Origin of the sequence: Arthrobacter sp. GMC3, from assembly GCF_002929305.1 — a bacterium.
Lineage (GTDB): Bacteria > Actinomycetota > Actinomycetes > Actinomycetales > Micrococcaceae > Specibacter.
In genome coordinates this window covers 326,835-352,943 of sequence record NZ_PJIO01000003.1, presented here as the reverse complement: position 1 = coordinate 352,943, position 26,109 = coordinate 326,835, and the positions used below count along the sequence as shown (strand labels likewise).

General features: G+C 61.9%; 25 protein-coding genes and 1 tRNA gene. 18 read left to right on the top strand and 8 right to left on the bottom strand.

Annotated features, from left to right (window positions below):
* Positions 1-115 precede the first annotated feature (115 nt).
* From CXQ94_RS07890 to CXQ94_RS07830, 13 genes are all read left to right on the top strand, one after another.
* Positions 116-1,699 carry a DHA2 family efflux MFS transporter permease subunit gene (locus tag CXQ94_RS07890; RefSeq protein WP_104088111.1) on the top strand — a complete coding sequence of 528 codons (1,584 nt, stop codon included), beginning with the start codon at positions 116-118 and terminating at the stop codon, positions 1,697-1,699.
* A 130-nt stretch (positions 1,700-1,829) separates the two neighbouring features.
* On the top strand, positions 1,830-2,348 hold the full coding sequence (locus CXQ94_RS07885) for a TetR family transcriptional regulator (RefSeq protein WP_181034121.1): 519 nt from the start codon (positions 1,830-1,832) through the stop codon (positions 2,346-2,348).
* A 296-nt stretch (positions 2,349-2,644) separates the two neighbouring features.
* Complete coding sequence (gene rplS, locus CXQ94_RS07880; protein ID WP_104088104.1) at positions 2,645-3,004, top strand: 50S ribosomal protein L19; 360 nt, start codon at positions 2,645-2,647, stop codon at positions 3,002-3,004.
* Between the two features lie 12 nt (positions 3,005-3,016).
* Entirely contained in the window at positions 3,017-3,676 is a 660-nt protein-coding gene (gene lepB, locus CXQ94_RS07875; RefSeq protein ID WP_104088101.1) for a signal peptidase I, read from the top strand.
* Positions 3,677-3,742: 66 nt separating this feature from the next.
* Entirely contained in the window at positions 3,743-4,645 is a 903-nt protein-coding gene (gene lepB, locus CXQ94_RS07870; protein ID WP_104088098.1) for a signal peptidase I, read from the top strand.
* Positions 4,645-5,322 carry a ribonuclease HII gene (locus CXQ94_RS07865; RefSeq protein ID WP_104088094.1) on the top strand — a complete coding sequence of 226 codons (678 nt, stop codon included), beginning with the start codon at positions 4,645-4,647 and terminating at the stop codon, positions 5,320-5,322. The genes lepB (CXQ94_RS07870) and CXQ94_RS07865 overlap by 1 nt, the downstream gene beginning before the upstream one ends.
* A 71-nt stretch (positions 5,323-5,393) precedes the next feature.
* Positions 5,394-5,726 (top strand): DUF2469 domain-containing protein, encoded by a 333-nt coding sequence (locus tag CXQ94_RS07860; protein WP_104088513.1) that lies wholly within the window; start codon positions 5,394-5,396, stop codon positions 5,724-5,726.
* Between the two features lie 182 nt (positions 5,727-5,908).
* The gene (locus CXQ94_RS07855; protein ID WP_104088091.1) at positions 5,909-6,265 is read left to right on the top strand and encodes a YraN family protein; all 357 of its coding nucleotides are present in this window, start codon (positions 5,909-5,911) and stop codon (positions 6,263-6,265) included.
* Positions 6,265-7,827 (top strand): YifB family Mg chelatase-like AAA ATPase, encoded by a 1,563-nt coding sequence (locus CXQ94_RS07850; RefSeq protein WP_104088089.1) that lies wholly within the window; start codon positions 6,265-6,267, stop codon positions 7,825-7,827. Before CXQ94_RS07855 ends, CXQ94_RS07850 begins: the two co-directional genes overlap by 1 nt.
* Positions 7,824-9,074, top strand: a complete 1,251-nt coding sequence (locus CXQ94_RS07845; protein ID WP_104088086.1) for a DNA-processing protein DprA — start codon at positions 7,824-7,826, stop codon at positions 9,072-9,074. The genes CXQ94_RS07850 and CXQ94_RS07845 overlap by 4 nt, the downstream gene beginning before the upstream one ends.
* A gap of 134 nt (positions 9,075-9,208) precedes the next feature.
* Positions 9,209-11,980: an AAA domain-containing protein gene (locus tag CXQ94_RS07840; RefSeq protein WP_104088083.1), complete on the top strand. Its 2,772-nt coding sequence runs from the start codon at positions 9,209-9,211 to the stop codon at positions 11,978-11,980.
* A 118-nt stretch (positions 11,981-12,098) separates the two neighbouring features.
* A complete protein-coding gene (locus CXQ94_RS07835; RefSeq protein WP_104088080.1) occupies positions 12,099-13,034 on the top strand; it encodes a tyrosine recombinase XerC in 936 nt (311 codons plus the stop codon).
* Positions 13,035-13,261: 227 nt separating this feature from the next.
* Positions 13,262-13,765, top strand: coding sequence for a DUF3145 domain-containing protein (locus tag CXQ94_RS07830; RefSeq protein WP_104088078.1), 504 nt, complete (start codon positions 13,262-13,264; stop codon positions 13,763-13,765).
* A 171-nt stretch (positions 13,766-13,936) separates the two neighbouring features.
* Here CXQ94_RS07830 and fabF read toward each other — a convergent pair whose 3' ends face one another.
* The 6 genes from fabF to aceE form a co-directional block, all read right to left on the bottom strand.
* Positions 13,937-15,196: a beta-ketoacyl-ACP synthase II gene (fabF, locus tag CXQ94_RS07825; protein WP_104088075.1), complete on the bottom strand. Its 1,260-nt coding sequence runs from the start codon at positions 15,194-15,196 to the stop codon at positions 13,937-13,939.
* A gap of 132 nt (positions 15,197-15,328) precedes the next feature.
* Positions 15,329-15,574: an acyl carrier protein gene (locus CXQ94_RS07820; RefSeq protein WP_062006972.1), complete on the bottom strand. Its 246-nt coding sequence runs from the start codon at positions 15,572-15,574 to the stop codon at positions 15,329-15,331.
* 100 nt (positions 15,575-15,674) lie between these two features.
* Positions 15,675-16,736, bottom strand: a complete 1,062-nt coding sequence (locus CXQ94_RS07815) for a beta-ketoacyl-ACP synthase III (protein WP_104088072.1) — start codon at positions 16,734-16,736, stop codon at positions 15,675-15,677.
* Positions 16,737-17,675 carry an ACP S-malonyltransferase gene (locus CXQ94_RS07810; RefSeq protein ID WP_104088069.1) on the bottom strand — a complete coding sequence of 313 codons (939 nt, stop codon included), beginning with the start codon at positions 17,673-17,675 and terminating at the stop codon, positions 16,737-16,739. It lies immediately after the preceding gene.
* Between the two features lie 153 nt (positions 17,676-17,828).
* Positions 17,829-19,094 carry a CdaR family transcriptional regulator gene (locus tag CXQ94_RS07805; RefSeq protein ID WP_104088066.1) on the bottom strand — a complete coding sequence of 422 codons (1,266 nt, stop codon included), beginning with the start codon at positions 19,092-19,094 and terminating at the stop codon, positions 17,829-17,831.
* A gap of 143 nt (positions 19,095-19,237) precedes the next feature.
* Complete coding sequence (gene aceE / locus CXQ94_RS07800; protein WP_104088063.1) at positions 19,238-21,979, bottom strand: pyruvate dehydrogenase (acetyl-transferring), homodimeric type; 2,742 nt, start codon at positions 21,977-21,979, stop codon at positions 19,238-19,240.
* Positions 21,980-22,419: 440 nt separating this feature from the next.
* On the opposite strand from aceE, the gene CXQ94_RS07795 reads away from it, so the two are divergent.
* The 5 genes from CXQ94_RS07795 (at position 22,420) to CXQ94_RS22545 (ending at position 24,786) form a co-directional block, all read left to right on the top strand.
* Entirely contained in the window at positions 22,420-22,839 is a 420-nt protein-coding gene (locus CXQ94_RS07795) for a DUF3052 domain-containing protein (RefSeq protein WP_104088060.1), read from the top strand.
* The gene (locus CXQ94_RS07790; protein ID WP_104088057.1) at positions 22,840-23,334 is read left to right on the top strand and encodes a peroxiredoxin; all 495 of its coding nucleotides are present in this window, start codon (positions 22,840-22,842) and stop codon (positions 23,332-23,334) included. It abuts the gene before it with no gap.
* Positions 23,335-23,336: 2 nt separating this feature from the next.
* Entirely contained in the window at positions 23,337-24,290 is a 954-nt protein-coding gene (locus CXQ94_RS07785; protein WP_104088054.1) for an NAD-dependent protein deacetylase, read from the top strand.
* 78 nt (positions 24,291-24,368) lie between these two features.
* Positions 24,369-24,444: transfer RNA gene (locus CXQ94_RS07780), tRNA-Val, on the top strand.
* A 177-nt stretch (positions 24,445-24,621) separates the two neighbouring features.
* A complete protein-coding gene (locus CXQ94_RS22545) occupies positions 24,622-24,786 on the top strand; it encodes a hypothetical protein (protein ID WP_181034120.1) in 165 nt (54 codons plus the stop codon).
* 58 nt (positions 24,787-24,844) lie between these two features.
* Here the strand turns inward: CXQ94_RS22545 and CXQ94_RS07775 are convergent, their stop codons facing one another.
* Together CXQ94_RS07775 and CXQ94_RS07770 are read right to left on the bottom strand one after the other, a co-directional pair.
* Entirely contained in the window at positions 24,845-25,186 is a 342-nt protein-coding gene (locus CXQ94_RS07775; RefSeq protein WP_181034119.1) for a hypothetical protein, read from the bottom strand.
* Positions 25,187-25,293: 107 nt separating this feature from the next.
* A complete protein-coding gene (locus tag CXQ94_RS07770) occupies positions 25,294-26,091 on the bottom strand; it encodes a hypothetical protein (protein WP_104088050.1) in 798 nt (265 codons plus the stop codon).
* Positions 26,092-26,109 lie beyond the last annotated feature (18 nt).

The following is a 26,109-nucleotide window of genomic DNA, read 5'->3' as shown; positions in this document are numbered from 1 at the left end:
CGTAGCAGTTTCTTTAGTTTGCCGGCTCTATTGTCCTGGGTAAATTCTGGGACTAACATTCATTTTGGGGGCAACTTCCACTCCGAAGGTTGCCTTCAAAATGGAGGTGACTGTCATGAATGTGACTGCCATTAAGGAAAATCCCGCACGCAAGTGGTGGGCGCTTGGCGCCCTCAGTCTCGCCGTCGTAGCGGTGAGTCTGGACTCCACGGTGCTCAGCGTGGCACTTCCAACGCTTGCCGGGGCTTTCCATGCCTCGGAATCGCAGTTGCAGTGGTTCACCTCGGGCTACCTGCTCGTTTTGGCCGCCGTCATGCTGCCCGCTGGCCTACTCGGGGACACCTTCGGGCGCAAGCGGCTGTTGCTCGTCTCCCTGGCCCTGTTTGGTGTCGGCTCGGCCGCATGTGCTTTCGCCGCCAACGCCACCGAATTCACCGTCGCCCGGCTGCTTCTGGGACTCGCCGGTGCCGCCATCGTGGTTATGGTGCTGGCCGCGTTCACTGTCCTGTTCAACGACGAGGAACGCCCCCGGGCTATCGGCATCTGGGCCGCCGCGAACTTCTTGGCCCTTCCACTGGGGCCCATCCTGGGCGGCTGGATGCTCACCAACTTCTGGTGGGGCTGGGTCTTTTTGATCAATGTCCCGGTGGCCGCCGTGGGAGTAGCCGTCGCCGCCGCGCTGGTGCCGGAGTCCCGTGCAGCCGTGGGGCCTGGCCTTGACCCTGCTGGCATCGCATTTTCCACCGCAGGTCTCGTGTCCCTGGTCTATGGGTTCATTCGCGCCGGTCAGGACGGCTGGGGTGATGTCCCCGCCTTGGCCGCCATGGCCGCTGGCCTGGTGCTGCTGCTCGTGTTCTTCCTGTGGGAGACCCGCCTGGGCCGCCGCCCGGGCGGCCAGCCACTGATCGACGTCGGACTGTTCAAGTTCAGGTCCTTCACCTGGGGTGTGGTGTTGTCAGCCGTCGCCGGCCTAGCCATGATTGGCTCGCTATTCACCATGCCGCAGTACTTCCAGGGTGTGCTGGGCGTGAACGCGCTGGGCTCCGGCTTGAGGCTGCTGCCGCTGGTGGGTGGCCTGCTGATGGGGACGCTCCCCGCGGCCTGGGTGGTCAAGGCCGTCGGTGCAAAGGTGGCTTCCGTTGCTGGCTTTGCGTTCTTGGGCGGCGGAATGGCTGTGGGAACGCTGACCGGCACCGCGTCGAGCAATTGGTTCCTAGGATTTTGGCTGGCCCTGGTTGGCATCGGGATGGGGTTGGTCATGGTTACGGCCAGTTCGGCAGCGCTTTCCCAGCTCGACGCCGACCGCAGCGGCGTGGGATCGGCCGTCCTGCAGGCGGTTGCCAAGGTGGGTGCACCGCTGGGTGCGGCTATCCTCGGCAGCGTGCTGCACTCCCAATACCTGGCCGGGCTCCAGGCCCAGGCACTGACCCACACTGTTTTGTCGCCGGGCGTCTTGACCTCCGCGCAGCAAAGCGTTTTTGCCGGCGTTGCGGCAGCCAGCAGCGTTGGGAGAGGTGCAGTCCAGGCCGTGCGTGAGGCCTTCGTGTCCGGGCTGACCTCCGCCCTGTGGGTCTCCGTAGCCATTTCGCTCGTAGGACTGGTGCTCGCGGCACTGTTTATGCCGCGAGGCGCCACTGAGCGGGATAAGCTCGGAAAAGACCACGGAAAGGGTGCACGCCTTGTCGGATCCGACTCATAAACGGGACAGCCAAAAAAATGCAGCCCACCCGCCTGAAGGGGGCCACCCGCCTGAAGGGGGCCACCCGCCTGAAGGGGGACTGCGCGAACGCAGGCGGGCCAAGCTTCGCCGTGAGATCCAGACCCAGGCATTGCAACTGTTCCGTATTCAGGGCTACGACGGAACCACTATGGGGCAGGTTGCTGCCGCATCACTCGTCTCCGAGAGCACCCTATACCGCCACTTTCCCAGCAAGGCAGATTTAGTGCTTTCGGACGAACTGGATCCGCTGCTGGACGCCGCCTTCGCCGCACAACCCCCGGGGCTCACCACCGCGCAGGCCATTAGCGGAGCGCTCCGATATGTGGCCAGCCAAATCTCCAGCGGCGACATGGAAGACGTGCGTGAGCGGGTGCAACTGTTCTGGACGCTTCCCGAGCTGCGCGCCGCCGCCCTGGAACAGATGCTTGGCGCCTTTGACCAGGTAGCCGCAATGGCAGCAGCCAGGACCGGGAGACCCCTTGGCGACCCTGCGCTCAGAACGCTATCCGGTGCGCTTGTGGGCGTGGCAATGGCGGCACTTTTCACCGTTGATCGTGCCCCGGAGGCGAAGGTCCTTGACGTCGTCTCCACCTACCTGGACGGACTTGAGGCGGCGCTGCGGCTCTGACCCCGGCCCCGGCGTCGTGCTCATCGCCAAGAGTTCATACAAGGCGAGGGACCCTGGCAGCCATATTCGGCTGGCTAAATTAGTTGTTGCACCGCAAGCTGTGGCAAAATAGACAGATGTGTCTACTGGGCGCGTTCCTGCCGCAGGGGGAGCGTTAGTCAACAGAGCGGCACACCGGCAAACCATCCTAGGCAAGCCGGTCTTAAAACTTTCGATTTCCATGACTGGCCAGCGTGCCGTCCATGAAAATCGTGACACAAAGTAAATGACCTGTGGCGTTTACCTGGAGTGAGAAAATGCATCTTCTCGATTCTGTTGACGCAGCCAGCCTGCGCAGCGACATCCCCGCCTTCCGTGCCGGCGATACCCTCAACGTTCACGTGAACATCATTGAAGGTACCCGTTCACGTGTCCAGGTATTCAAGGGCTTTGTCCTTGGCCGCCAGGGCGACGGCATCCGCGAAACCTTCACGGTTCGCAAGGTCTCCTTCGGCGTCGGCGTAGAGCGTACCTTCCCGGTACACTCCCCGGTTCTGGACAAGATCGAGGTCGTTACCAAGGGTGACGTTCGTCGCGCCAAGCTGTACTACATGCGTAACCTGCGCGGCAAGGCTGCCAAGATCAAGGAAAAGCGCGACAACCTTCCTGTCAAGTAAGGTCTTCGCACTTTGAATCAAGTGAAACGCCGGTCCAGGAAACTGGGCTGGCGTTTTGTTGTTCTGGCCGTGGTGACGGTCTTCCTTTTCACCGCAGTGGTTCGCAATGTGTGGGTGGATGTCTACTACATCCCGTCCGAATCCATGGAACCTTTACTGCTCACAGGCGACCGGGTTCTGGTCTCCCGCACGGATTTCGCCACGGCTCCCATTCAACGCGGTGACGTGGTGGTCTTTGACGGCAGGGGATCTTTCACGCCCCTGGATAGCGGCCACGGCGAACTCATGGACGCCGCCATTGGCACCGGACAGTGGCTGGGCATGGTCCCCAACAACAACATCTACGTCAAGCGTGTGCTGGGCGTGGCGGGCGATACCGTTAAATGCTGCTCCGAGGCCGGGCTTTTGGAGGTCAACGGTGTTCCTATCACCGAAAGCTACCTGTATCCCGGGGACGCGCCCAGCGCGTTGAAGTTCGAGGTCACAGTTCCACAGGGTAAATTGTGGCTTATGGGCGACCATCGTGATGTGTCCTTGGATTCACGCTCGTTGCTGGGCATGCCCGGCGGGGGCCTGATTTCCACCAGCAAAGTCATTGGCCGCCCGTGGGCCACCGTGTGGCCGTTGGGTCGGATCCATGTTTTAGAGCGCGACGCCGTTCGCGCCCCTTAAGTTCGGCTGTCCCGTTTTCGGGCGGGCAATGGAATATTACTTTTTTGATGTGAAAGAAGCGCTTTTATGCAGCAGAACGTGCCTGGGGACTCCGGTACAGCCGAACCCGACGACGGCGGTCATGTTCCCAACGTACCGGGTCCGCAACCGCCAGCGGCCAAGGTTCCGCAGGATCACCGCCCCCGCCATTTCCGCGAGCCGAGGCACAGTGAGGAAGGCCCCGAGCCTGGTCACGAGACAACTGCCGTGGAGCGCATCAGCAACGGCGCCTGGGCGTGGGGCAAGGAAATTGTCACCATTTTGGTCATTGCCCTGGTGCTTTCCTTCCTCATCAAGACGTTTCTGTTCCGGGCCTTCTACATCCCGTCCGGATCCATGGAGAACACCCTTCAAATCAACGACCGGATCTTCGTGAACTTGTTGGTTCCCGAGCCGTTCGCACTCAAACGCGGAGACGTGGTGGTCTTCAAGGACACCCAGGGCTGGCTGACCCAGAAACCAGCGGTTGAGGGCCCCTTCAGCTGGGTTGGTGACGTGGCCACGTTCATCGGTCTCGCCCCGGATTCCTCGGAGCAGCACCTGGTCAAGAGGGTTATCGGTTTGCCCGGTGACAAGGTCAAATGCTGCACCTCAGAAGGCAAGCTGAGCGTTAATGGCGAGCCCATTACCGAACCGTACCTGTTTCCCGGGGCGGCGCCGTCGGACACTACCTTTGAGGTCACCGTCCCCGAGGGCCACATGTGGGTCATGGGGGATCACCGGAACAACTCCGAGGACTCCCGCGCACATCAAGCGGAGAACGGGACCGGATTTGTCCCCATCGCCGACGTTGAGGGCAGGGCAGTGGTCATAGCCTGGCCCCTGAGCCACTTTGGCATTCTTGGCAACTACCCCGACGTTTTCAATGACGTTCCGGCACCGCAAAGCACCAGCCAGGGTTCGCCGTCGGCCGTGCCGGCGGCAAAGTAGTGGCCGCGGCGCCTCCCACCTTGGAGTGGGAACGCGAACTCGCCGCACAGGGATACACTCTGGTGGCCGGTTGCGATGAAGTCGGTCGCGGCGCCTTGGCAGGGCCAGTCAGCGTGGGTGTGGTGGTCATCAACGCCGCTACTGCCGCCGAACTGCCAGGGGTCAAGGACAGCAAGTTGCTGCGCGAACCCGTGCGCCAGGCGTTGGTACCAGCCATCCAGGACTGGGCTGTCGCCCATGCCGTGGGACATGCTTCCTCGGCCGAAATCGACGCTGTGGGCCTAGTGTCGGCCCTGCGCCTGGCCGGGACGCGCGCCCTGGCCGCCGTGGCGGCAGAACTGACTCCCGACTTTGTTATTTTGGACGGGAACCAGGACTGGCTGTCGGTTCCGGTGCAGCCCGATCTTGGCTTTTTTGGTGACGGCGGCACCGAGCTGGCTGCCGCGGACCCGTGGCGGATCCAAACCCGAATTAAGGCCGATATGACCTGCCTCTCGGTGGCCGCTGCCAGCGTGTTGGCCAAGGTGGAACGCGATTCCATCATGGCCGCTTTGGCCCTGGACTTCCCGCAGTTCGGCTGGGAGGGCAACAAAGGCTATGCCACGGCCTCCCATCGTGCGGCCATCGCCGCCCACGGGGCCACCGATTTCCACCGAAAGACGTGGCGCCTGGTCTAGTTTTCGGCAAGTTTCCCGCCTACCCATGGCCACGTTGGGTAACAAGGCATCCGGTGATGGATGATGGAAGCATGAGCGCTGAGGACTTAGAGAACTACGAGACCGACATGGAGCTTCAGCTCTACCGCGAATACCGCGATGTGGTGAATCTCTTTAGCTACGTGGTGGAGACAGAACGCCGTTTCTATCTCGCCAACCACGTGGACTTGCAGGCCCGTTCAGCTGATGGGGAGGTCTACTTTGACCTGACACTCCAAGACGCGTGGGTGTGGGACGTTTACCGTACCGCCCGCTTCGTTAAAAACGTCCGGGTGATCACCTTCAAGGACGTCAACGTTGAAGAGCTGATTAAATCCGATGACCTGCAGATCCCCAAGGATGGCGAATTGGGTTCACTGGGTTAGTCACCTACCACCTGTCGGGAGGACGACGGCGGAACTAATGTTCCGCTGTCGTCCTCCTTTTTTGTGCCCAAAAGTCTCTAACGCCCCTCCACAGCCAGTACAGGGCACCAGGCAATCCACAATCTGGGCCCGGGTACTGCCGCCGCCCGGCAAAGTTCGCCACGCTGGAGGAGGAGGTTGCGATGAAGGCGAAAGATGCGCTGGGACAAAGCGGTGAAAGAGTGGCGGCGGACTACCTGGAAGATCACGGCATGCGGGTCATCGACAGCAATTGGCGATGTTCGGCGGGCGAAATTGACCTGGTGGCTCTTGACGGAGCCTCCCTGGTGATTGTGGAAGTCAAGACTCGGCGGTCGCGGCGCTACGGAGACCCGCTGGAGGCGGTGACCGCTGCGAAGCTGCAGCGGCTGCGCACGCTGGCGGTTCTGTGGGCACGCGAACACCGGCACGTGATGGGTGCGTTGCGGGTTGACGCCGTCGGCGTCATCATGGACGGGCATTCGGCGCCAAGCATCGACCACCTCAAGGGCGTGGCTTGATGGGGATGGGGAGGGCGCTGGCGGTGGCCCTGGTGGGACTCAATGGCCACGTGATCGAGGTCGAGGCGGACATCGGCCAGACACTTCCGGCCTTTGTCCTGCTCGGACTTCCCGACGCTGCCTTGAGCGAGGCCCGGGAACGGATCAGGTCCGCCGCGCAAAATTCGGGGATCCCCTTGAGTCGACGCAAGATCACCGTCAACCTGGTGCCCGCATCGCTGCCAAAAAAGGGCTCGGGCTTTGACCTGGCGATCGTCATGGCCGCGCTGAATGCCGCTGGCGATGTGCGCCGCACCGGCGGCACGGTGTTTCTGGCCGAGCTGGGCTTGGACGGGCGGCTACGCCCAGTCCGGGGTGTCTTACCGGCGGTGCTGGCCGCCCTCGCTGCCGGGTGTCAGGAGTTTGTCGTGGCGCAGGCAAATCTGGCTGAGGCGGAGCTGGTTGCCGGCGCCAAAGTACGCGGCTACGAATCACTGGCCCAGGTTGCAGCAGACTTTGACGCCAATCCGGAACATCTGGTGCTCTCCGCTCCGAACGCACCCGGCGCCGAGGGCGGGGGAGTGCCGCGTTCGATCCCGGGGGCCGGACCGCCCGGGGCAGCCCCCGCGGATTTGTCTGAGGTGGCAGGGCAGGGTGAGGCCAGGCTGGCGTTGGAGATTGCCGCAGCCGGGGGTCACCACTTGATGATGGTGGGCCCGCCCGGCTCGGGGAAAACCATGCTGGCCGAGAGACTGCCCGGGTTGCTCCCGGAACTCAGCGATGACGAAGCCCTGGAGGTCACGGCCATCCACTCCCTGGACACCAGCCAAACCGGGATCACCGCCCTCGTGCGGCGACCTCCGTACGAGCGCCCGCACCATTCGGCCAGCACCGCCGCCATCATTGGTGGGGGCAGCGGCATTCCGAGGCCGGGAGCGGCATCCCGTGCGCACCGGGGCGTGCTGTTCCTTGACGAGGCCCCGGAGTTCGACAAGCGCGTCCTCGATGCCCTGCGCCAGCCACTGGAAAGCGGCGAACTGGTTCTGCACCGTGCCGCCGGAACCGCCGCCTACCCGGCCAGGTTCCAACTGGTCCTGGCCGCGAATCCTTGTCCCTGCGGCAAGGCCACGGGAAAGGGCATCGCCTGTGAATGCACTGCCATGGCTCGCCGACGCTACTTCGGCAAGCTATCCGGGCCCCTGCTGGACAGGGTTGATATTCAGCTGCAGGTCGACCGGGTGCAGCTTTCACAATTCTCGGACACCGGACAACGCGAATCCTCGGCTCAGGTAGCGGTGCGGGTCCAAATGGCGCGGGCCATCCAGCAGCAGCGGTTGCGGCCCTTCGGCCTGGTTCACAATGCCGATCTGACCGGCCGAATCTTGCGTGGCCCCCTGCGATTGGGCAGCAAGGACACTCATTTGCTGGACCGGGCAATGGGTGCGGGCACGCTGAGCGCCCGCGGCTACGACCGCGTCTTGCGTCTTGCGTGGACAGTGGCCGATCTCCAGGGCAGGGATACACCAGGGGTTGACGACGTCGGGCTGGCCCTGACGCTTAGACAACGAGGAGAAGGACTATGAACGGAACAGTTGCAGAAAGCTACCAGGGCAAGGCGAGTATCAGAGTTGCCCGGGCGGCTCTGACCAGGCTCATGGAGCCATCGGACATGGCGGGAATGGCCTTGATTGCCGTGGCGGGACCCGAAGACGCACTGGCCTTTATTCGGAGCGGGGCCCAGTCGAGTGCTGTTCTGGAACAGGAGATGACAGGGGTGCTGAACATTTCCGGAACCGGGCGGTGGCCGGGACTGGCGGAGGCTTTGACTCGTTGGCGCCCCCGGCTCGGGGACTTGGCACCGGAGCGAGATCTTTACGTGGTGGAGCGCCTGGGTGGTGGGCTGCTGATTCCGGAGGATCCGCACTGGCCAGCGGCGTTGGCCGAACTGCAATTGGGCGAACCTATAGCCCTCTGGGTGCGCGGGCAGGTGGCCCGCATTCCGGAACAGAATCGCTGCATCGCGGTGGTGGGATCCAGGGACAGCACCAGCTACGGTGCCAATGTGGCGGTGGAGATGGCCGGGTCGCTGGTACAGCGCGGCTTCACGGTGGTTAGCGGCGGCGCCTACGGAATAGATGCCCAGGCGCATCGTGGGGCCTTGGGCGCCGCCGTGCAAGGTGGTGGCCGGATAGGGCCACCGAGGGCCGTGGAGGCCTCACCGCCTACCTTGGCGGTCATGGCCGGGGGAGTAGACAGGTTCTACCCCTCGGGCAACGAGGACCTGTTACGGTCCATCACAGAGAAGGGAGCCATCATTGCCGAGGTGCCCCCGGGTACCAACCCCACCCGGTACAGGTTCCTGCAGCGCAATAGGCTCATTGCCGCTCTTTGCGAGGTGACGGTGGTGGTGGAGGCGCGGTGGCGTTCGGGGGCGCTGAACACTGCGCACCACGCGGACACGCTGAGCAGGTCGGTGGGGGCGGTCCCCGGGTCTGTTTACTCCGCGAATTCGGCGGGTTGCCACCGCTTGCTTCGGGAGGGGGCGGCTGTGTGCGTCACCGACGCCGCCGATGTTGCCGAGCTTGCGGGCGCTGCAGGCACCAACCTAGCTGCAGAACCAGAAGGCGCCCCAGCACTGCATGACGGATTAGGGGTAGAAGATCTGCTGCTCCTGGACGCGTTGCCGATGCGTTCGGCCACCACCGTGGACAAGCTCAGCGTGGTAGCCGGATTAGGAGTGGCGTCGGTGCTGGCCGGACTTGGACGGCTAGAACTTTTGGGTCTGGCCCAGCGGGCAAACAGTGGGTGGAAGCGAAACGGCGCCGGCTAAGCCCCTAGGCACTCGGCGGGCCATAGTATGGAACAAGCTGTCCAGGGTAGCCCTGGAGTCGAGCGCGTGCCGACATTCTAGTACTGACGCACTAAGCCCGAACAGATCATCGGAATGCCACTGGGGGACGTACCATGATTGACCCGCGCCACGAGGCCATTTTTGTCCGGCCCTCTACCGGTGGGGCATTCGAAGACAAGACTGCCGTCGTCGTTAGGTACCGGATGGACCCGAACCACGTTTGCGTCACGTTCAAGTCCGGGCAAGGCGAAAAAGAGTATCGCTACGGCCTGGGAAAGGTGGTGATCGTTCGGGCGCCAGCCCGCATCCAGATCGGCAAGGACACTCAGGTCGCGGTCCGGGGCAACACTTGGGCCAGGGCCACTGAGGCATGGCGTTTCGATGGACCCGACGGCGCTTGGTGGCGGATTTTCTACCCTACCCAGACGGGCCCGGACTCCTATCGAAGCTATCCGGGCTGCGAGGTTGAGTTTCGGCAAAACGCCACCAACTCAACTGGGGCATCGGGCGTTCTGAGCCATTGGAAGGGCGTCGTAGCTGGGTTGTCCGCCGATGACCCACTCCAGCGGTCATACAACGATTTGCACTTCGTCGACAGGGCGAGCGCGTTGGGGAGGTACCTCAATGCAGAACCCATTGAATCATCCAACGGACCCGACCAGTTGATCTTCCCGTTCTCATCAAACCTCAGCCAGCGCGCGGCCGTCCAGACGTGCCTGAGCAACCCTGTCTCGGTGATCGATGGTCCGCCGGGAACCGGGAAGACACAAACCATACTGAACCTGATCGCCAACATCATTTCCACACCTGGGGCAACTGTCGGTGTTGTTTCATTCAACAACGCGGCAGTCGACAATGTCCGAGAAAAACTCGAGAAGGCAGGATTTGGCCATGTGGTTGCGGGGCTGGGCCGCAGCGAGAAGAGGGCGGAGTTCTTCGCCGAGCAGTCGCCAAGGAACGCGCAGGTTGCTGCCCTCGCTAACAGTCCCAAGGTGCCGATGCCGACTGACGAGCAGATCGCCGACGTCGACCGGCGCCTACAACTGTTGCAGGAAACAGAGAGGCAACTGGCACAACTACGGCAGCAAAGGGACGCGTATCAGCTCGAGCTAAGACACTTCAGCCAGCATCTCCTTCGCCATGAGCCGGCCAACCTTGAGGGACTTCCGCTCCTGAAGCAGTCATCGGGTCTCATCCTTGACTACCTGGCCGAAACCGCGCAGTGGAGGGAGGGCGACGGCCCGTTCCGGCGACTATTTCGTCGGGTCAGAGGCTACTTCCGGTATGGATCCACCAAATCTATTGATCCCGGTGACACGGACACAGTGCTTGGACTGCAGCGCGCGTACTACAGCAACAAGATCGGCGAGCTACAGCACCAGATCGAGCAGGCCGAGCGCACCTTGACAGCGGGAGGGCTTGCGTCGCTGGCCCAGGAGCACCAGCTACTTTCAGTCCAGGCATTTCGAGCAGGCCTCCATCAGCGCTACTCCAAGTTGTCGAGGCAGATCTACGAGCCGACTTCATACAAACGCCTTTTCGCAAGTTTCGCCCAGGACTACCCTGTAATACTCAGCACCTGCCACTCCCTGGGAAGAAGTCTTCCAGATGGCTACTTGCTCGATTACCTCATCATTGATGAGGCGTCCCAGGTTGACCTTCTCGCCGCCGGCCTTGCGCTCAAGAGTGCACGGAATGTGATTGTCGTTGGCGATCTTCGCCAAATCCAGCACATCTCCAACCAAAGCGCATACGACGGAGCCGCAGCGGCGCCCGCCCCCGCCTACGACTATCTCCACCACAACATCTTGTCTTCCATGATTGCTCTCTATGGTGACACCCTTCCCAGAACGATGCTGCGGGAGCACTACCGCTGTGATCCGGCGATCATCGGCTTCTGCAATAAGAAGTACTACAACGGACAGCTCGTTCCTTTCACAATGACTGAACCCGGTGAACACCCGCTGCGAGTGGTGCGAACCGTTGCCGGCAACCACATGCGGGCACACCGTGAAGGCGGGCGGTCAAACCAGCGTGAGATCGATGTAGTGGCACAGGAAGTCATTCAACAATTCTTCGCTGAAACAGACCCTGAGGCGATCGGTATTGCGACCCCATATCGGCTCCAAGCCAACAAATTGAACCAGCAGCTGGTGGGGATAGAGGCCAGCACTGTCCACAAGTTCCAGGGCCGTGAAAAGGACGTGGTCATCATGAGCACGGTCCTGGACGAGACCACTGACGGGAGGCAGGGCCTACAATTCGTTGACGACCCCCACTTGGTCAACGTGGCTGTCTCGCGTGCTGCGAAACAGTTCGTGCTGGTCACCAATCGGGCCATGCTGCCCAAGAGCCGACACCTGCGGGACCTGATCGACTACATCCGATATCACGACCCCGAGCAGGAAGTCTTCGACAGTTCCGTCGTCTCCATTTTTGACCTGCTGTACCGCGATTACTCGCCGCGCCTGAGGCCGCTGGCGGACCAGCTGCAGAAGCGGTCCGAATTCGCTTCGGAAAACATTGCCTGGACCTTGCTCAACCGCATCTTGGCCGAGGAATCGTATGCTGACTTCACCGTGGTGGACCAGGTGGTGCTACACAACTTACTGCCGGATCTCTCCAAGCTCACTCCCGAGCAGGCCGCCTACGTCAAGCGCCGTGCAACGATCGACTTTGTCGTTTACAACCGCATCTCCAACAAACCGGCCTTTGCCGTTGAGGTCGATGGGTTCGCTTTCCACGAAAACAACCCCGCGCAGCTGATTCGGGATGCACTCAAGAATGCAATCTGCTCCACTCACCAGATTCCCCTACTGCGATTAACCACCACTGGCAGCGGGGAAGAAGACCTGATCCGCAAGTGGCTGGACTCCAGCGCCTAGAGTAAAACGCCGCCGAGGTGGCGTGTGATCGGTAGCTGACGGGCGTTCGACGGGCGCCTTACACTCCCCTCCGGCGGGTCAACTTGCCCTAGTACCGGCAACAGCGCACAGTGGGTGTGTGGATCATGAAGAACGTACCCGGATACCGGGGGAACTGGCGCAGGCGGCCGACGGTTTTGAGCGCTACCTGCTCGCCGAACGCGGGCGCTCTGCCCATACAATTCGGGCCTATCGTGGCGATGTAGACGCCCTTCTCATCCACGCGCTCACGGAGGGTGTCACCACACTGTCCGGGTTGGATCTCAGTCTGCTGCGGCGTTGGCTCGGTGATCAAAGCGCCGCGGGACTCTCCCGCTCCACTCTTGCCCGGCGTGCCGCCACCGTCCGCAGTTTCACCGCCTGGGCAATGCGGGAAGAGCTCCTGGAACTAGATCCTGCTTTGAGGTTGAAGGCCCCGAAACGGGACCACACCTTGCCTGCGGTATTGCAGCAACAGCAGATCCAGCGCCTCATGGAAGCACTAGAGGACCACGCCGGTGACGGGGATTCGATAGCACTGCGCGATCACGCCATGGTGGAATTGCTCTATGCCACCGGTATTCGAGTCGGGGAACTGGCCGGAGCGGACATCGACGGACTCAACCAGGAACGGCGGACGCTGACGGTGTTAGGCAAAGGCAACAAGGAACGGGTGGTCCCCTACGGGGTGCCCGCCGAACAAGCCCTTCAGAAGTGGCTCTCGGCCGGACGACCGACCCTCGTCAAGTCAGACAGCGGACCCGCGCTCTTCCTGGGTAAGCGCGGTTCACGGATAGACCAGCGGGCCGTACGGACCGTCGTCCAACATGTATTTGGAGACCTGGGAGACACCTCCGCCACGGGACCGCATACGCTGCGCCACTCGGCCGCCACGCACCTTTTGGACGGTGGTGCCGATCTTCGCGCAGTTCAAGAAATACTGGGTCACAGCTCACTGGCCACCACGCAGCTGTACACGCACGTCTCCGTTGAAAGGCTGCGCGAAAGCTATAAGCAAGCGCATCCACGAGCCTAAAACAAACCGTTTAGCTCAAGTTTGGCTTTACGGTGGCGCAATTGCCCCAGCTACGGCACAATGAGAGGGAGTCAACGCACCGTCGAGTTAAATCAGCGGCGCCGGCTATATCTGTCTAAAAAATTGGCCAGACATTTTGGGACGGTTCACACCCGCTCCGCGCAACACAAATTTTCATCCGTTTGAAGGTCGTTGGGGAAGACGCACCTACTGCAATGGAGGATGGAATGAAGGTCGTTTTGACGCGCGGTGTCTTGTTTGTGCACTCAGCCCCGGCTGTCATGTGCCCACATATCGAATCATCCATCGCAGGCGTGATGGACCAGCGCACGAGCTTGCAGTGGACTGCACAGCCCGCGGCGCCCAATGTGCTGCGCACAGAATACGTGTGGCATGGACCCGCAGGTACGGGCGCACGCCTTGCCTCAGCTCTTCGAGGCTGGGCCAATGTCCGCTATGAAGTCACCGAAGAGCCCAGCGCCGGGGTCGACGGATCACGCTGGTCTCATACCCCCGAACTTGGTATCTTCCACGCCGTGACGGATGTCCACGGCAACATCATGGTCTCCGAGGACCGGATCCGCTACGCCTACGAGGCTGGCAAGGGTGAACCCGCCGCCGTCTATCAGGAACTATCTTTGGCACTCGGTGAGGCCTGGGATGAAGAACTTGAACCGTTCCGTCACGCCGCTGCCGGGGCCCCTGTCCGCTGGCTCCACCACGTGGGCTAGCCGCAAAAATCTTCCACTATGCGCCGGACTCAGTGTGGGTTTTCCTCATCTTGCTTGGTGGCAGCAGACTCGCAATGAGTTATGCGCATGACGGCATCAGAAAAATTGAGCGCCAGAGACAAAAGAGCGGCGCCCACCAAAGGTGGGCGCCGCTCTTTTAGGCAACCAGTCCTAGCTCATTTCGACCTTGGGGCCAGTGCTGCGGATGGCAACAACGGCATTGTGGCCACCGAAGCCAAAGGAGTTGTTCAGGGCCATGATCTGCCCCTCGGGCAGTTCACGCGGGGTGCCTGTGACAACATCCAGGGGAATATCCGGGTCCTGGTTTTCCAGGTTGATCGTGACAGGTGCCAAGCGGTGGTAGACGGCTAGGACCGTCAGTACCGACTCAACGGCCCCTGAAGCGCCCAACAAGTGACCGGTTTGCGACTTCGTGGCAGAGACACACACCTTGTCCAGATGATCGCCCAGGGCCGCACGCAGCGCCGTGTACTCCGGGCGGTCGCCCACGGGAGTGGAGGTGGCGTGGGCGTTGACATGGACCACGTCTTCGGCCAGGGCGCGGGCATCGAACAAGGCCGCTTTCAGCGCGCGGGTGGCGCCCAGGCCCTCGGGGTCCGGGGCAGTGATGTGGTAGGCGTCTGCCGTGACCGAGGTGCCGGCAAGCTCGCCGTAGATGCGGGCGCCGCGAGCCAGTGCGTGCTCCTCGGCCTCCAGGACCAGGGCACCGGCGCCTTCACCCATGACAAAGCCGTCGCGGCTGATGTCGTAGGGGCGTGAGGCGCCTTCCGGGTTGTCGTTGCGCTTGGACAGCGCCTGCATGGCAGCAAAGGCGGCCATGGGCAGCGGGTGGATGGCGGCTTCGGCGCCACCGGCCACTACGACGTCGGCCTTGCCGGAACGGATCAGTTCCAAGGCAATGTGCATGGCTTCAGTGCCGGAGGCGCAGGCGGAAACGGGGGTGTGGGCGCCAGCTCGGGCGCCAAGGTCCAAACTAACCGCCGCGGCGGGGCCGTTGGGCATGAGCATTGGCACCGTCATCGGCAGGACACGGCGCGGGCCCTTCTCGCGCAGGGTGTCCCAGGCGTCGAGCAGGGTCCAGACACCGCCGATGCCGGTGGCAAAGGCCACAGCAAGGCGGTCGTGGTCGATGTCTTCTAGGCCCGAGTCTTTCCAGGCTTCGCGGGCAGCCACAACGGCGAACTGTGTTGAGGGGTCCATACGCTTGGCTTCAACGCGGCTGAGGACCTCGGAGGCGGGAGTCGTGACCCGGGCTGCGAAATGTACGGGGATGTCGTACTTTTCCACCCACTCGTCGGTGAGTGTGTGAGCGCCGGAAACACCCTTGAGGGCGTTATTCCACATGGTCGGGACGTCGCCGCCGATGGGCGTGGTAGCTCCGAGTCCGGTGATGACTACTTTGCGGGCCATGGTTCAACTCTTCCAAAAAATAAGGGGGTACTGGACGGAATCCAAAAGGCTATGGGTGGCCGGCACCTGGGGTGCCGGCCATCCATCATGCCCGGCCTAGCGTGAGCGAAGCCGGGGCAGGGGTGGAGCTAATTACGCCTGTGCTGCGGCGATGAAGCTGACAGCGTCGCCAACGGTCTTGAGGTTCTTGACTTCCTCGTCCGGGATCTTCACGTCGAACTTCTCTTCGGCGTTGACCACAATGGTCATCATGGAGATCGAGTCGATGTCCAGGTCGTCGGTGAAGGACTTATCCAGTTCTACAGCCTCAGGGGCGAGACCCGTCTCTTCGTTGACGATTTCGGCCAAACCGGCCAGGATTTCTTCGTTGCTAGCCATTGATGGCTCCTTTTCTTGTTTTTTCTTTGCGACCAAAACGCTTGATCTTTTCAGGCAGTGTTGATCAAACCATGTTTCTGGCTTGAAGTGCTATCTGAATCTAGGGGAGGCGCACCACTTGGGCGCCAAACACCAGTCCGGCGCCGAAGCCGATCTGCAGCGAGAGTTTACCGGAAAGCTCCGGGTTCTCCTGCAAAAGCCGGTGTGTCGCCAGGGGGATGGAGGCCGCGGAGGTGTTGCCGGCATCGGCAATGTCCCGGGCAATAATGACGTGCTCGGGCAGCTTGAGCTGCTTTGCCAGTTCGTCGATGATACGCATGTTGGCCTGGTGGGGGACAAAGGCGCCCAGGTCTGCTGCCGTGACTCCGGCGGCTTCGAGAGCCTTCTTGGCCATCTTGGCCATTTCCCACACGGCCCAGCGGAACACTGTCTGCCCGTCCTGGCGCAAGGTGGGCCAAAGCGTGGAGTGGGCCTCGTCAGCGGCGGCCAGTGCGACGCCGTCGCCCTTCATAGCTTGCTCGCTGAAGTCACGCACATCCATCAGGGAATGGGTCATGCCGATGGTGTCCCACTTGCTGCCGTCCGATCCCCAAACTGTGGGGCCGATCCCGGGCTCATCGGAGGGGCCAACAACGACGGCGCCGGCACCATCGCCCAACAGGAAGGAGATGGTGCGCTCATGGTTGTCGATGACGTCGGAGAGCTTTTCCACGCCGATGACCAGCACGTACTCGGCGGTGCCGGCACGGACCAGGGCGTCGGCTTGGGCGATGCCGTAGCAGTATCCGGCGCAGGCGGCGGAAATGTCATAGGCGGGGGCGGGGCTGGCGCCCAACTTGTCCGCGATCAACGCTGCGGCCGACGGCGTGGCGTACATGTGCGTGACGGTGGAGACCAGAACGGCACCGATTTGGGAGGCTTCGATGCCAGCCTTCGCCAGGGCCTCGGCCCCGGCGCCAACGGCCATGTCGACCACCGTGGTCTCGCGCGGTGCGCGGTGGCGGGTGACGATGCCGGTGCGCTGCTGGATCCATTCGTCGGAGGAATCGATCCACTGGCACACATCGTCATTGGTGACAATGATGTCCGGGCGGTAGGCGCCGATTCCCAGAATCTGGGATCCGTTGCGGGGGGTGGTTTGTTTCAGTGTAGGTGTGCTCACTTACTTGTCCTTCTTCCCGGAGGCGTGCTCGGCCAGTAGTTCCTTGGCGGCGTCCAAGTCCGCCGGAGTTTTTAGCGCAAGGGTGGTAACGCCGCTCATTCCACGCTTGGCAAGGCCTGTCAGTGTTCCTGCCGGCGTCAGCTCAATGACCGCGGTGACGCCCATGGCGGACATCGTCTCCATGCACAAGTCCCAGCGGACAGGACGTGAGACCTGGGCGATCAAGGACTCCAGCGCGGCTTCCCCGGAAGGTACCGCGGCGCCGTCGTAGTTAGAGAGCAGCGGGACCTTGGGTGTATGTACTGTCAGTGACGGTGCAAGGGCCTGCAGGGCCGAGACGGCCGGGGCCATATGGTGGGTGTGGAACGCGCCAGCGACCTGCAGGGGGATGACCCGTGCCTTGGCTGGAGGGGCGGCAACCAGGGCTGCGATCTGTTCTAAGGTTCCGGCGGCTACTGTCTGGCCTTTGGAGTTCATATTGGCGGGGGTCAGCCCGGCCGCGGCAATCGCGGCCAATACCTCCTCGGGGTCACCGCCGACGACGGCGGCCATGCCTGTGGGCGTCACGGCCGCAGCCGCAGCCATCGTGTTGGCTCGTTCACGCACGAACGCCATGGCGTCGGTGTTCGACAGCGTGCCGGTGAGTGCCGCAGCGGTAATTTCACCGACGGAGTGCCCGGCTACCACCACGTCCAAGGTGTTGAGCGGAACGTCCAGCAGGGCCTCGGCGGCGATCAGGCCGGCGGCAACAATCAGGGGCTGCGCGACGGCGGTGTCCTTGATGGTTTCGGCGTCCGAGGTGGTGCCGTGGGCCAGCAGGTCAATGCCGGCCGATTCGCTGAGCGCGGCCAATTTTGCCTCGACGCCGGGGCGTTCCAGCCATGGCAAAAGGAAACCGGGGGTTTGTGAGCCCTGTCCAGGGCAGACTATTGCAAGCACATTAACCAGCTTTCCAAACTTAAGTGTGTTTGCAGGGCATTTGGGTACACCAAGCTAACAGCGTCGATTTGTAGGAAGTCTACAATATGTGCGGCAGGCCAGCTTCACCTGACCACCCCCGGGGCGAGCCGTCTGACCCGTGCCGCCGGGCCGTCACGTTCTGGCAGCGGGGCGTTCCGGGGCATGCTTGGCGCCGTTGCTGAGCCTGCCTACAACCACGGCTGTCTGAAGCACAAAGGCTTCGCGGGGTATGAGTGGGTCCCAGCCCGTGACGTCACAAACCCTGCGAAGGCGGTACCTGACAGTGTTGGAGTGAACAAACAAGTCACGGGCGGCGGCCTCAAGGGAGTGGCCGAGTTGCAGGTAACTACTAAGCGTTTCCAGGAGTCCATTGCCGGCCGCATCCAGTGGCTGGTAGATGTTCGCCAGCAACGACCGCCGGGCGGAGTCGTCACCGCCGATCACCCGCTCCGGCCAAAGATCCTCGGAAGAGACGGGTCGGGGCGCCGCCGGCCACCCCTTGACGGAGGCCATGGCCGCAAACGCCGCCTTGGCCGACGCCGTGGCGTCCGTCAAAGTCGCGGCCATGGGTCCGTAGACCACGGGGCCGGGTGCAAACAAGTCGCTCAGGCGCAAATACGCCGTTTCGGGATCGCTGACATTTCCCAGCACCAAAATGAGCCGGTCGCCCTGGATCCCCACCATGACGTCGGCGGCGAAACGTCCTGCTGCCCGACGCAAGGTGGCAAGGAAAGTGGCGTTGGCCTCAGCGGGAGCGGGGCCCACCATGATGGTGAAACGGTTGCGCGACGTCCAGCCAAGTGCGGAAATTCTGGATTGGAGCGCGTCCGGATTTTCCCCGCGCAGGATCCCATCCACGGCTAGTGCCTCAAGCCGGGTGTCCCAGGCGCCACGGTTTTCTGCGGCACGGGCGTAGACATCCGCCGCGGCAAAGGCGACTTCCCGTGAGTACCGCAGGACGGCTTCGCGCAGATCCACCTGTTCGCCCGCGCTGGCGAGTTCGGGGACTCTGTCCTCTACCACCTGAACCACTGTCCTGATGAGTTGCAGGGCGCGTTGGAGGCTGATGGAACGGGTCAGTTCGGTGGGTGCCGTGCCAAAGACATCCGACAACACCCAGCTCGGTGATGAAGGGTGCTCATACCAGGAGACGAAGGCGGCAATACCGTTCTGTGCCACCAGGCCCAAGGAAGACCGTTCGTCGGCGCTCAGGCGACGGTACCAGGGCAGCGTCGATTCTAGTTCGCGCAACATCAAAGTCGACAGTGGGCCAATGTTGGCACGCAGCCGCTCCAGTGTCTCTGAGGTGCCAGTGATGGAGGGAGTCCGCTTCGCCGTTTTTGCGGCCGAGGAAGACTTCGCTGGAGTCTGGGCTGCACTTGAATTCGTGGGTGCCATTCTTTGAGGATATGTCCTTTGTGCACATGGCCGTAATTTGTGTGAACACGACAAGAGTCCGGTGCCTGCGCGATGGCACAAAAAAGGAGGGTTGGCGTGACCGATATGGTCACGCCAACCCTCCTTAGATCGGCGAGCGGGCGTTAGCCCTCGCCGCCAGCGGTGCCGGTGGTACCAGCATTCACGTTGAGCAGGTCGTACTTTTCAATGGCCGCCTGGGGGGCGGATGCATCGACTTCGCCGCGCTTGGCAAGCATCTGCAAGGTCCGCACCACCACTGAGTGGGAGTCGATCTTGAAGAAGCGGCGCGCCGCCGAGCGGGTGTCGGAGAAACCGAACCCATCGGCACCCAAAGTGGCGAACTCGTTGGGCAGGAACTGGCGAACCTGGTCCGGCACCGACTTCATGAAGTCGCTGACAGCCACCACGGGGCCCTGTGCATCGGCCATTTTGGCGGTGATGTACGGGACGCGGGGCTCGGCATTGGGGTTCAGGAAGGACTCTTCCTCGGCCGCCAGGCCATCGCGGCGCAATTCGGTCCAGGACGTCACCGACCAAACATCGGCAGCAACACCCCATTCCTCGGCAAGGATCTGCTGTGCTTCAAGCGCCCACGGAACAGCGACGCCGGATGCCATCAGCTGGGTCCGGGGACCCTGGTGATCGCTCTTCTTGAGCAAGTAGATGCCCTTGTTGATGCCTTCAACGTCCATGTTCTCCGGAGCCTTGGGCTGGATGATGGGCTCGTTGTAAACGGTGAGGTAGTACATGACGTTCGGATCTTTCGAATCCGGGCCGTACATGCGCTCCAGGCCGGCACGCATGATGGCGCCGATCTCGTAACCGTAAGCCGGGTCATAGGTGATGACGGCCGGGTTGGTGGAGGCCAGGATCGGTGAGTGACCGTCAGCGTGCTGCAGTCCTTCACCGGTCAAGGTGGTGCGCCCGGCGGTGGCGCCGATGATGAACCCGCGAGTCATCTGGTCCCCGGCAGCCCAGAAGCTGTCGCCGGTTCGCTGGAATCCAAACATGGAGTAGAACACGTAGATCGGGATCAACGGTTCGCCGTGGGTTGCGTAGGCGGTGCCTGCGGCAGTGAACGCGGCCACGGAACCGGCCTCGTTGATGCCTGCGTGCACAATCTGCCCGGAGATCGACTCCTTGTACGCCAGCACAAGGTCGCGGTCCACGGAGAGGTAGTTCTGCCCATTCGGGTTGTAGATTTTTGCCGTCGGGAAGAACGCGTCAATGCCGAAGGTGCGGGCCTCATCGGGGATGATCGGCACAATGCGCTGACCGAAGTCCTTGTCGCGCATGAGGTCCTTGAGCAGACGAACAAAGGCCATGGTGGTGGCCGCTTGCTGCTTGCCCGAACCGCGGTTGGCTACCTCGTACGTCTTATCACCGGGCAAGGTGAGCTCGGTGTGCTTGGAGCGGCGCTCGGGAACAAAACCGCCCAAGTTGCGACGGCGTTCCATCAGGTACTGGATTTCCGGGGAGTCCATGCCTGGGTGGTAGTACGGGGGACGGTAAGGATCCGCTTCGAGCACCTCATCGGAGATGGGCAGGCGCAGGTGGGTGCGGAAGTCCTTCAGATCCTGAAGGGTGAGCTTCTTCATCTGGTGCGTTGAATTACGCGCCTCGAAGTGGGTGCCCAGGCCGTAGCCCTTGACGGTGTGCGCCAAGATGACGGTGGGCTTGCCTTTGAACTCGCTGGCAGCCTTGTAGGCGGCGTAAACCTTGTGGTAATCGTGCCCGCCGCGCTTGAGGTTCCAGACCTCGTCGTCGCTCAGGTGGGCTGCCAATTCCTTGGTCTGCGGGGTCTGGCCGAAGAAGTGCTCGCGCACAAATCCGCCGGACTCGGCCTTGTACGTCTGGTAATCGCCGTCGACCGTGTCATTCATGATCTTGACCAGTGAATGGTCGGTGTCACGAGCGAGCAGGTCATCCCACTCACGGCCCCAAAGGACCTTGATGACGTTCCAGCCGGCGCCGCGGAAGAACGCTTCCAGTTCCTGGACGATCTTTCCGTTGCCACGAACCGGGCCGTCGAGGCGCTGCAGGTTGCAGTTGACCACGAACGTCAGGTTGTCCAGCTTGTCGTTAGCTGCCAGCTGGAGCAGGCCGCGTGACTCGGGCTCGTCCATTTCGCCGTCGCCAAGGAATGCCCAGACCTGCTGGTCGGAGGTGTCCTTGATGCCGCGGTTATGCAGGTAGCGGTTGGACTGTGCCTGGTAGATGGCGTTCATGGGACCAATGCCCATGGAAACCGTCGGGAATTCCCAGAACTCCGGCATGAGCCGCGGGTGCGGGTAGGAGGAAAGCGCGTGGCCTTCCTTGGACTTCTCCTGGCGGAAACCGTCCATGTCCTCTTCGCTCAAACGACCTTCAAGGAAGGCGCGGGCGTACATGCCGGGGGAGGCGTGGCCCTGGAAAAAGACCTGATCGCCACCGCCGGCGTGATCCTTGCCGCGGAAGAAGTGGTTGAAGCCAACCTCGTACAAGGTTGCTGCACCGGCATAGGTGGAAATGTGTCCGCCGACGCCAATGTCCGGGCGCTGGGCGCGGTGCACCATAACGGCGGCGTTCCAACGTAGCCAGGTACGGTACTTGCGCTCAATCTCTTCATTGCCCGGGAAATCAGGTTCCTGATCGGCCGGAATGGTGTTCACGTAATCGGTGGTCGTGACCATGGGCACGCCTACGCTTTGCGCGCCAGCCCGCTGCAGCAGACTACGCATAATGAACTGTGCACGCTCGGTGCCACGTTCCTGAATCAGCGAATCCAGGGACTCAAGCCATTCGGCAGTCTCTTCCGGATCGCGATCAGGCAGCTGGTTTGTTAACCCGCTGAGGATATGGGAGTTCTGGTCTCCTGCAGCCACGTCCAACCTCTCTTAAAAGCAGTGTGGGGCGCCCAGAGCTGTAGCCGTGGGCGTGTACAAACACTGTAGACCGCACCAACGCGTTGTGCGTAGTTGGGGCTGTTGCGTGAAGCCCGCCTTTCCAGGAAACGGGCGTCGAGCGTGGAGGGAAGCCGTTGCGGTGCGCGTGCAGCTTGTAAGGAGCGATTCTTCGCCAATACGGCCCGGATTCATCCGATTGGGTACAAAAAGGCTGCTCCGCTCGAATTGGGGGGTGCCCACAGAAGGAGAAGTGGGGGTAACGTAAATCACGTCTACATGGTGGCGTTGGTGGTCGTGGAGCGAGAGCTCCCAGACTGTTCGATTGCGGCGCGGTGTAGAGCCATCTTGGGCACACCCCCTAGACTGGCATTGATAAACGTAAACCAACGCGAAGGCGTTGAACGCAGGAGGAATATCACGTGAGCGAGGCCGACGCCGGCACTGTAGCCAAGGTGGCAGGCATTTTGGGATTCAAGGATGGCGATCTCATCCAGGAACTCGGATATGACGACGACGTCGATTTTGACCTTCGAGACAGCCTTGAGGACCTTATTGGTTCGCAAATGTTCGACGAAGATGACCACGACGTAGTTGACGCCATCATTTTCTGGTGGCGCAAGGATGATGGGGATCTGGTGGATGCGCTTGTCGATTCACTGACCACACTTGACGAAGGCGGAGTCGTTTGGATTTTGACGCCTAAATCGGGCCGTGAGGGCTACGTTCCCCCCGCGGAGATTTTGGAGGCCGCACCTACAGCCGGCCTGCACGTCACCACCACCGCAGGGGTCTCCAAGGATTGGGCTGCTAGCCGCCTGGTGCCGCGTAAGCGTCAGTAAATGAGTGAAGCACCAGCAATGGACGACGGCGGTGCCCGCCAGGGCCCTGGCGTAGGGGACATCGCTCCTGACTTTGTGCTGTCCAACCAATTTGGTGAGCCGATTTCGCTCACCGCTTTGCGCGGGAACGCCGTTGCCATTGTGTTTTACCCGTTCGCATTCTCCGGCATTTGCACGGGGGAGTTGTGCGAGTTGCGGGATAACCTGGCGGAATTCGTCGACGCCGGTGTGCGGCTGCTGGCCGTCTCCGTTGACAGTAAATACACGCTGCGCGCCTATGCCGAGGCACAGGACCTTGCCTTTGATCTGTTGTCCGATTTTTGGCCCCACGGCGAGGTGTCGCGCCTTTACGGTGTCTTTGACGCCGAGCGTGGCATGGCAGGGCGTGGCACCTTTCTCATTGACTCCGCCGGAGTGATCCGCGATGCGTTCAGCACGCCGGCCGGGCAGGCGCGGCCCCTTGAGCGGTACCGGCGGGCGCTGGAGCAGCTGTAGCCATGGCCGACGTCGGAGTGGACAAGATACGCCCGGGTATTGGCCTGACAGGGCTGGTCGGGGATGCGCCCGTGGCCGTAGAGTCTTCAGCCGGTGTGGCCGGGCCGCCTGAACTCGCTGTCCTGGCCGACGTCATTCCTGTCCTGGCGGCTGGCAAATTCGCCTTGCTGACGGGGGCGGGCCTGAGTACGGATTCGGGCATTCCCGACTACCGGGGGCCGGGCTCGGCGCCACGCCAGCCCCTCACATACCAGGAGTTCGTAGGGGATGCTGCCCTGCGTCAAAGGTACTGGGCCCGCAACCACATTGGATGGGCCACCATGAAGCATGCCGCCCCAAATGCCGGGCACTTTGCCGCGGCCTCCCTTGAACGCCAGGGCGCGCTGACTGGCATCATCACCCAAAATGTGGACAGGCTCCACGAGAGCGCAGGGGCCATGGAGGTGGTAGATCTCCATGGCCGATTTGACCAGGTTGCCTGCCTGCGGTGCGGGGAAATTTATTCGAGGGCCTTCGTTGCAACCATTCTGACGGAACTGAACCCGGGCTTCTTGCAGGCCGTGGACGCCGCGGGACGCATTGCGGCTGGACCGGACGCTGATGCCGATTTGGAGAACGAGGTGTTGATTGGCACCTTTCGGGTGGCCTCATGCCCGCTGTGCGGGGGAATGTTGAAGCCTGACTTTGTCTTCTTTGGTGAAAATGTCCCCAAGGACAGGGTGGTTCGTGCCTTTGCAATGGTGGACTCGGCCACGGCACTGCTCGTCGCGGGATCCTCACTGACGGTGATGAGCGGATTGCGATTTGTCCGCAAGGCGGCCCGGGATGGCAAGCCCGTCATCATCATCAACAGGGGCCTGACCCGCGGTGACGAGCTGGCAACACTCAAGCTAGAAGCCGGTGTCAGTGAGAGCTTGACGTACTTCACAGAGGCTTTGGGTGCTCGATTGGCGTAATCACCAAAACATCATGTACAGTAGTTTCTCGTTGGTCAGGCCAACAAGCGCATAGCTTGAAAGTCTGAGTAATGAATTGGGTCTTTAGCTCAGCTGGTAGAGCGCCACGTTTACACCGTGGATGTCATCGGTTCGATCCCGGTAGGACCCACCACAGAGAACCCCGCGGAATCAAGGAAATCAGCCTTGAATCCGCGGGGTTTTTGCATGCCTCGGGCAATTTTCGCCGCCCTTGAAGTAGCGGGAAGTGTGGGTGTTTGCGGGGGTGTGTTCCGTACTGAAACCGTACCGGGATTCCATCGACGTCTGACCACTCCCATATCCTTGAGCAATGATCATCACCGCGACCATTGAGACCATCCAGGAAGACCCCCTCGTGACAGGGCCGCTCGAAGACACCACCGTCGAATGCCAGGACTACCACGAGGGCTTCGCGGCCATGCAGCGTACCCTGCCTGAGGGGCAACGAATACTGAACGTCAGGGTCCAGAGGTAGACGCAAAAAGCGCCCCAACCCTCCGGTGTTCCCGGAGGGTTGGGGCGCTTTTCATTTGCTACTCGTCGGCAGCGGAGTGTTTTGGTTTGTCGTCGTCGTGCCTGCCTGATGTCTCGCCTGGCTGAACCTGCGGTGCGAGAATGGCAAGCGGTTCGTAGGTTGGCGTCTTGGCGGATCCAAGCAGAATCACGACGAGCCAATCCGGCAAGCGTGGCTGCAGCCAACGCCAGAGCGCGTACCAGGCGCCGACGATGACCGCGCTGAGGGTCAGCGCGGCAAGGTCGCCCCAGCTGATCAGCTGCTCGCGGAGCGGCTCAAGTGCCGGGACTGCGATCAGCAGCTTGGCAATGAGGAGTCCCCACCAGGCGGGGATGAGGGTGCGGAGTATGGATGTCAGCATTTACAGGCTCCTTCCAAGGATGATGGCGGCGGCGATGATAGGCGCCCAGAGTGCAATGCTGATCGGGGCGGCAAGGAGGGCCGCTGCGACGGGTCCTGGCCGAGCCTTCACTTGGCGCCTCCTAGGATCTTGACTAGCTCGTCGCGGACGTTGGCAGCGATACCGGCTGCGTTGATGTCCGATGCGAGCTGGGCCGGTGTCGCTGACTGCAACAGCACCTTTGACTCCTGCGTGTTCCAGAACGTCTTGCGGACGTTGCCAACGAGCTCGTCAAGCTTCTCGTTCATGCCTGTAGCAAGATTGCTCGTATCGGCGGTTGTGCCGACGACTTTGCGGAGGTTATCGCGGACCTCGATCTGGTCGGCGTCGGAGAGTGTCATGAGGAAACCTTCTTCCATGATTGGTGTGATCCCGGACCCTTGCCCGGTGATGGTTGTGCGGGGTCTCAGGAATCCGAGGATGCCGGCGCGGGTTAGGTCTTGGTAAATGGTTGGCCCTGACGACTCGGGTGAGTATCCGGGAAGGTCGGGCCGGGCGGAGGAACTGTTTTGGGACAGGCTGCGGAGGATTGGGCCGCGGTCTTCCATGAGCACTGCGGTGTGGCTGATGGGGTAGTCCGGTGATCCGTGGGCCCAGATGATGATGTCACCGGACAGTCCGCGTTCCGTGCCAGGGATTGGGGTCACGTGCCGCAGCAAGTCAGCGGTATTCACCGTATTGCCAGTGGCGACTTCCCACGACCCGGCAGCCAGCCCGGGAAAGCGGCTCGGTTGCGTCCACAACGTGCCACCATTGCAGGCTGTGAGCCACGCCTGCGCCAAGTCCCAGCACTGGTTGCCCACCCACTTGTCGACGTCGATGTACCGGCCAACAACGGTCTTGGCCCAGTCGGTCAGGTTCACCATAGTGCCTCCTTAAATGAG

What these genes read in the sequence shown, in the direction of transcription:
- CXQ94_RS07855 (WP_104088091.1), top strand. Translation starts at nt 5,909, where the DNA reads ATGAAGGCGAAAGATGCGCTGGGACAAAGCGGTGAAAGAGTGGCGGCG.
- CXQ94_RS07830 (WP_104088078.1), top strand. Translation starts at nt 13,262, where the DNA reads ATGAAGGTCGTTTTGACGCGCGGTGTCTTGTTTGTGCACTCAGCCCCG.
- rplS (WP_104088104.1), top strand. Translation starts at nt 2,645, where the DNA reads ATGCATCTTCTCGATTCTGTTGACGCAGCCAGCCTGCGCAGCGACATC.
- fabF (WP_104088075.1), bottom strand. Translation starts at nt 15,196, where the DNA reads ATGGCCCGCAAAGTAGTCATCACCGGACTCGGAGCTACCACGCCCATC.
- CXQ94_RS07805 (WP_104088066.1), bottom strand. Translation starts at nt 19,094, where the DNA reads ATGGCACCCACGAATTCAAGTGCAGCCCAGACTCCAGCGAAGTCTTCC.
- CXQ94_RS07890 (WP_104088111.1), top strand. Translation starts at nt 116, where the DNA reads ATGAATGTGACTGCCATTAAGGAAAATCCCGCACGCAAGTGGTGGGCG.
- CXQ94_RS07785 (WP_104088054.1), top strand. Translation starts at nt 23,337, where the DNA reads ATGGCCGACGTCGGAGTGGACAAGATACGCCCGGGTATTGGCCTGACA.
- CXQ94_RS07770 (WP_104088050.1), bottom strand. Translation starts at nt 26,091, where the DNA reads ATGGTGAACCTGACCGACTGGGCCAAGACCGTTGTTGGCCGGTACATC.
- lepB (WP_104088098.1), top strand. Translation starts at nt 3,743, where the DNA reads ATGCAGCAGAACGTGCCTGGGGACTCCGGTACAGCCGAACCCGACGAC.
- CXQ94_RS07790 (WP_104088057.1), top strand. Translation starts at nt 22,840, where the DNA reads ATGAGTGAAGCACCAGCAATGGACGACGGCGGTGCCCGCCAGGGCCCT.
- CXQ94_RS22545 (WP_181034120.1), top strand. Translation starts at nt 24,622, where the DNA reads ATGATCATCACCGCGACCATTGAGACCATCCAGGAAGACCCCCTCGTG.
- CXQ94_RS07850 (WP_104088089.1), top strand. Translation starts at nt 6,265, where the DNA reads ATGGGGATGGGGAGGGCGCTGGCGGTGGCCCTGGTGGGACTCAATGGC.
- CXQ94_RS07845 (WP_104088086.1), top strand. Translation starts at nt 7,824, where the DNA reads ATGAACGGAACAGTTGCAGAAAGCTACCAGGGCAAGGCGAGTATCAGA.
- CXQ94_RS07820 (WP_062006972.1), bottom strand. Translation starts at nt 15,574, where the DNA reads ATGGCTAGCAACGAAGAAATCCTGGCCGGTTTGGCCGAAATCGTCAAC.
- CXQ94_RS07860 (WP_104088513.1), top strand. Translation starts at nt 5,394, where the DNA reads ATGAGCGCTGAGGACTTAGAGAACTACGAGACCGACATGGAGCTTCAG.
- CXQ94_RS07840 (WP_104088083.1), top strand. Translation starts at nt 9,209, where the DNA reads ATGATTGACCCGCGCCACGAGGCCATTTTTGTCCGGCCCTCTACCGGT.
- CXQ94_RS07775 (WP_181034119.1), bottom strand. Translation starts at nt 25,186, where the DNA reads ATGCTGACATCCATACTCCGCACCCTCATCCCCGCCTGGTGGGGACTC.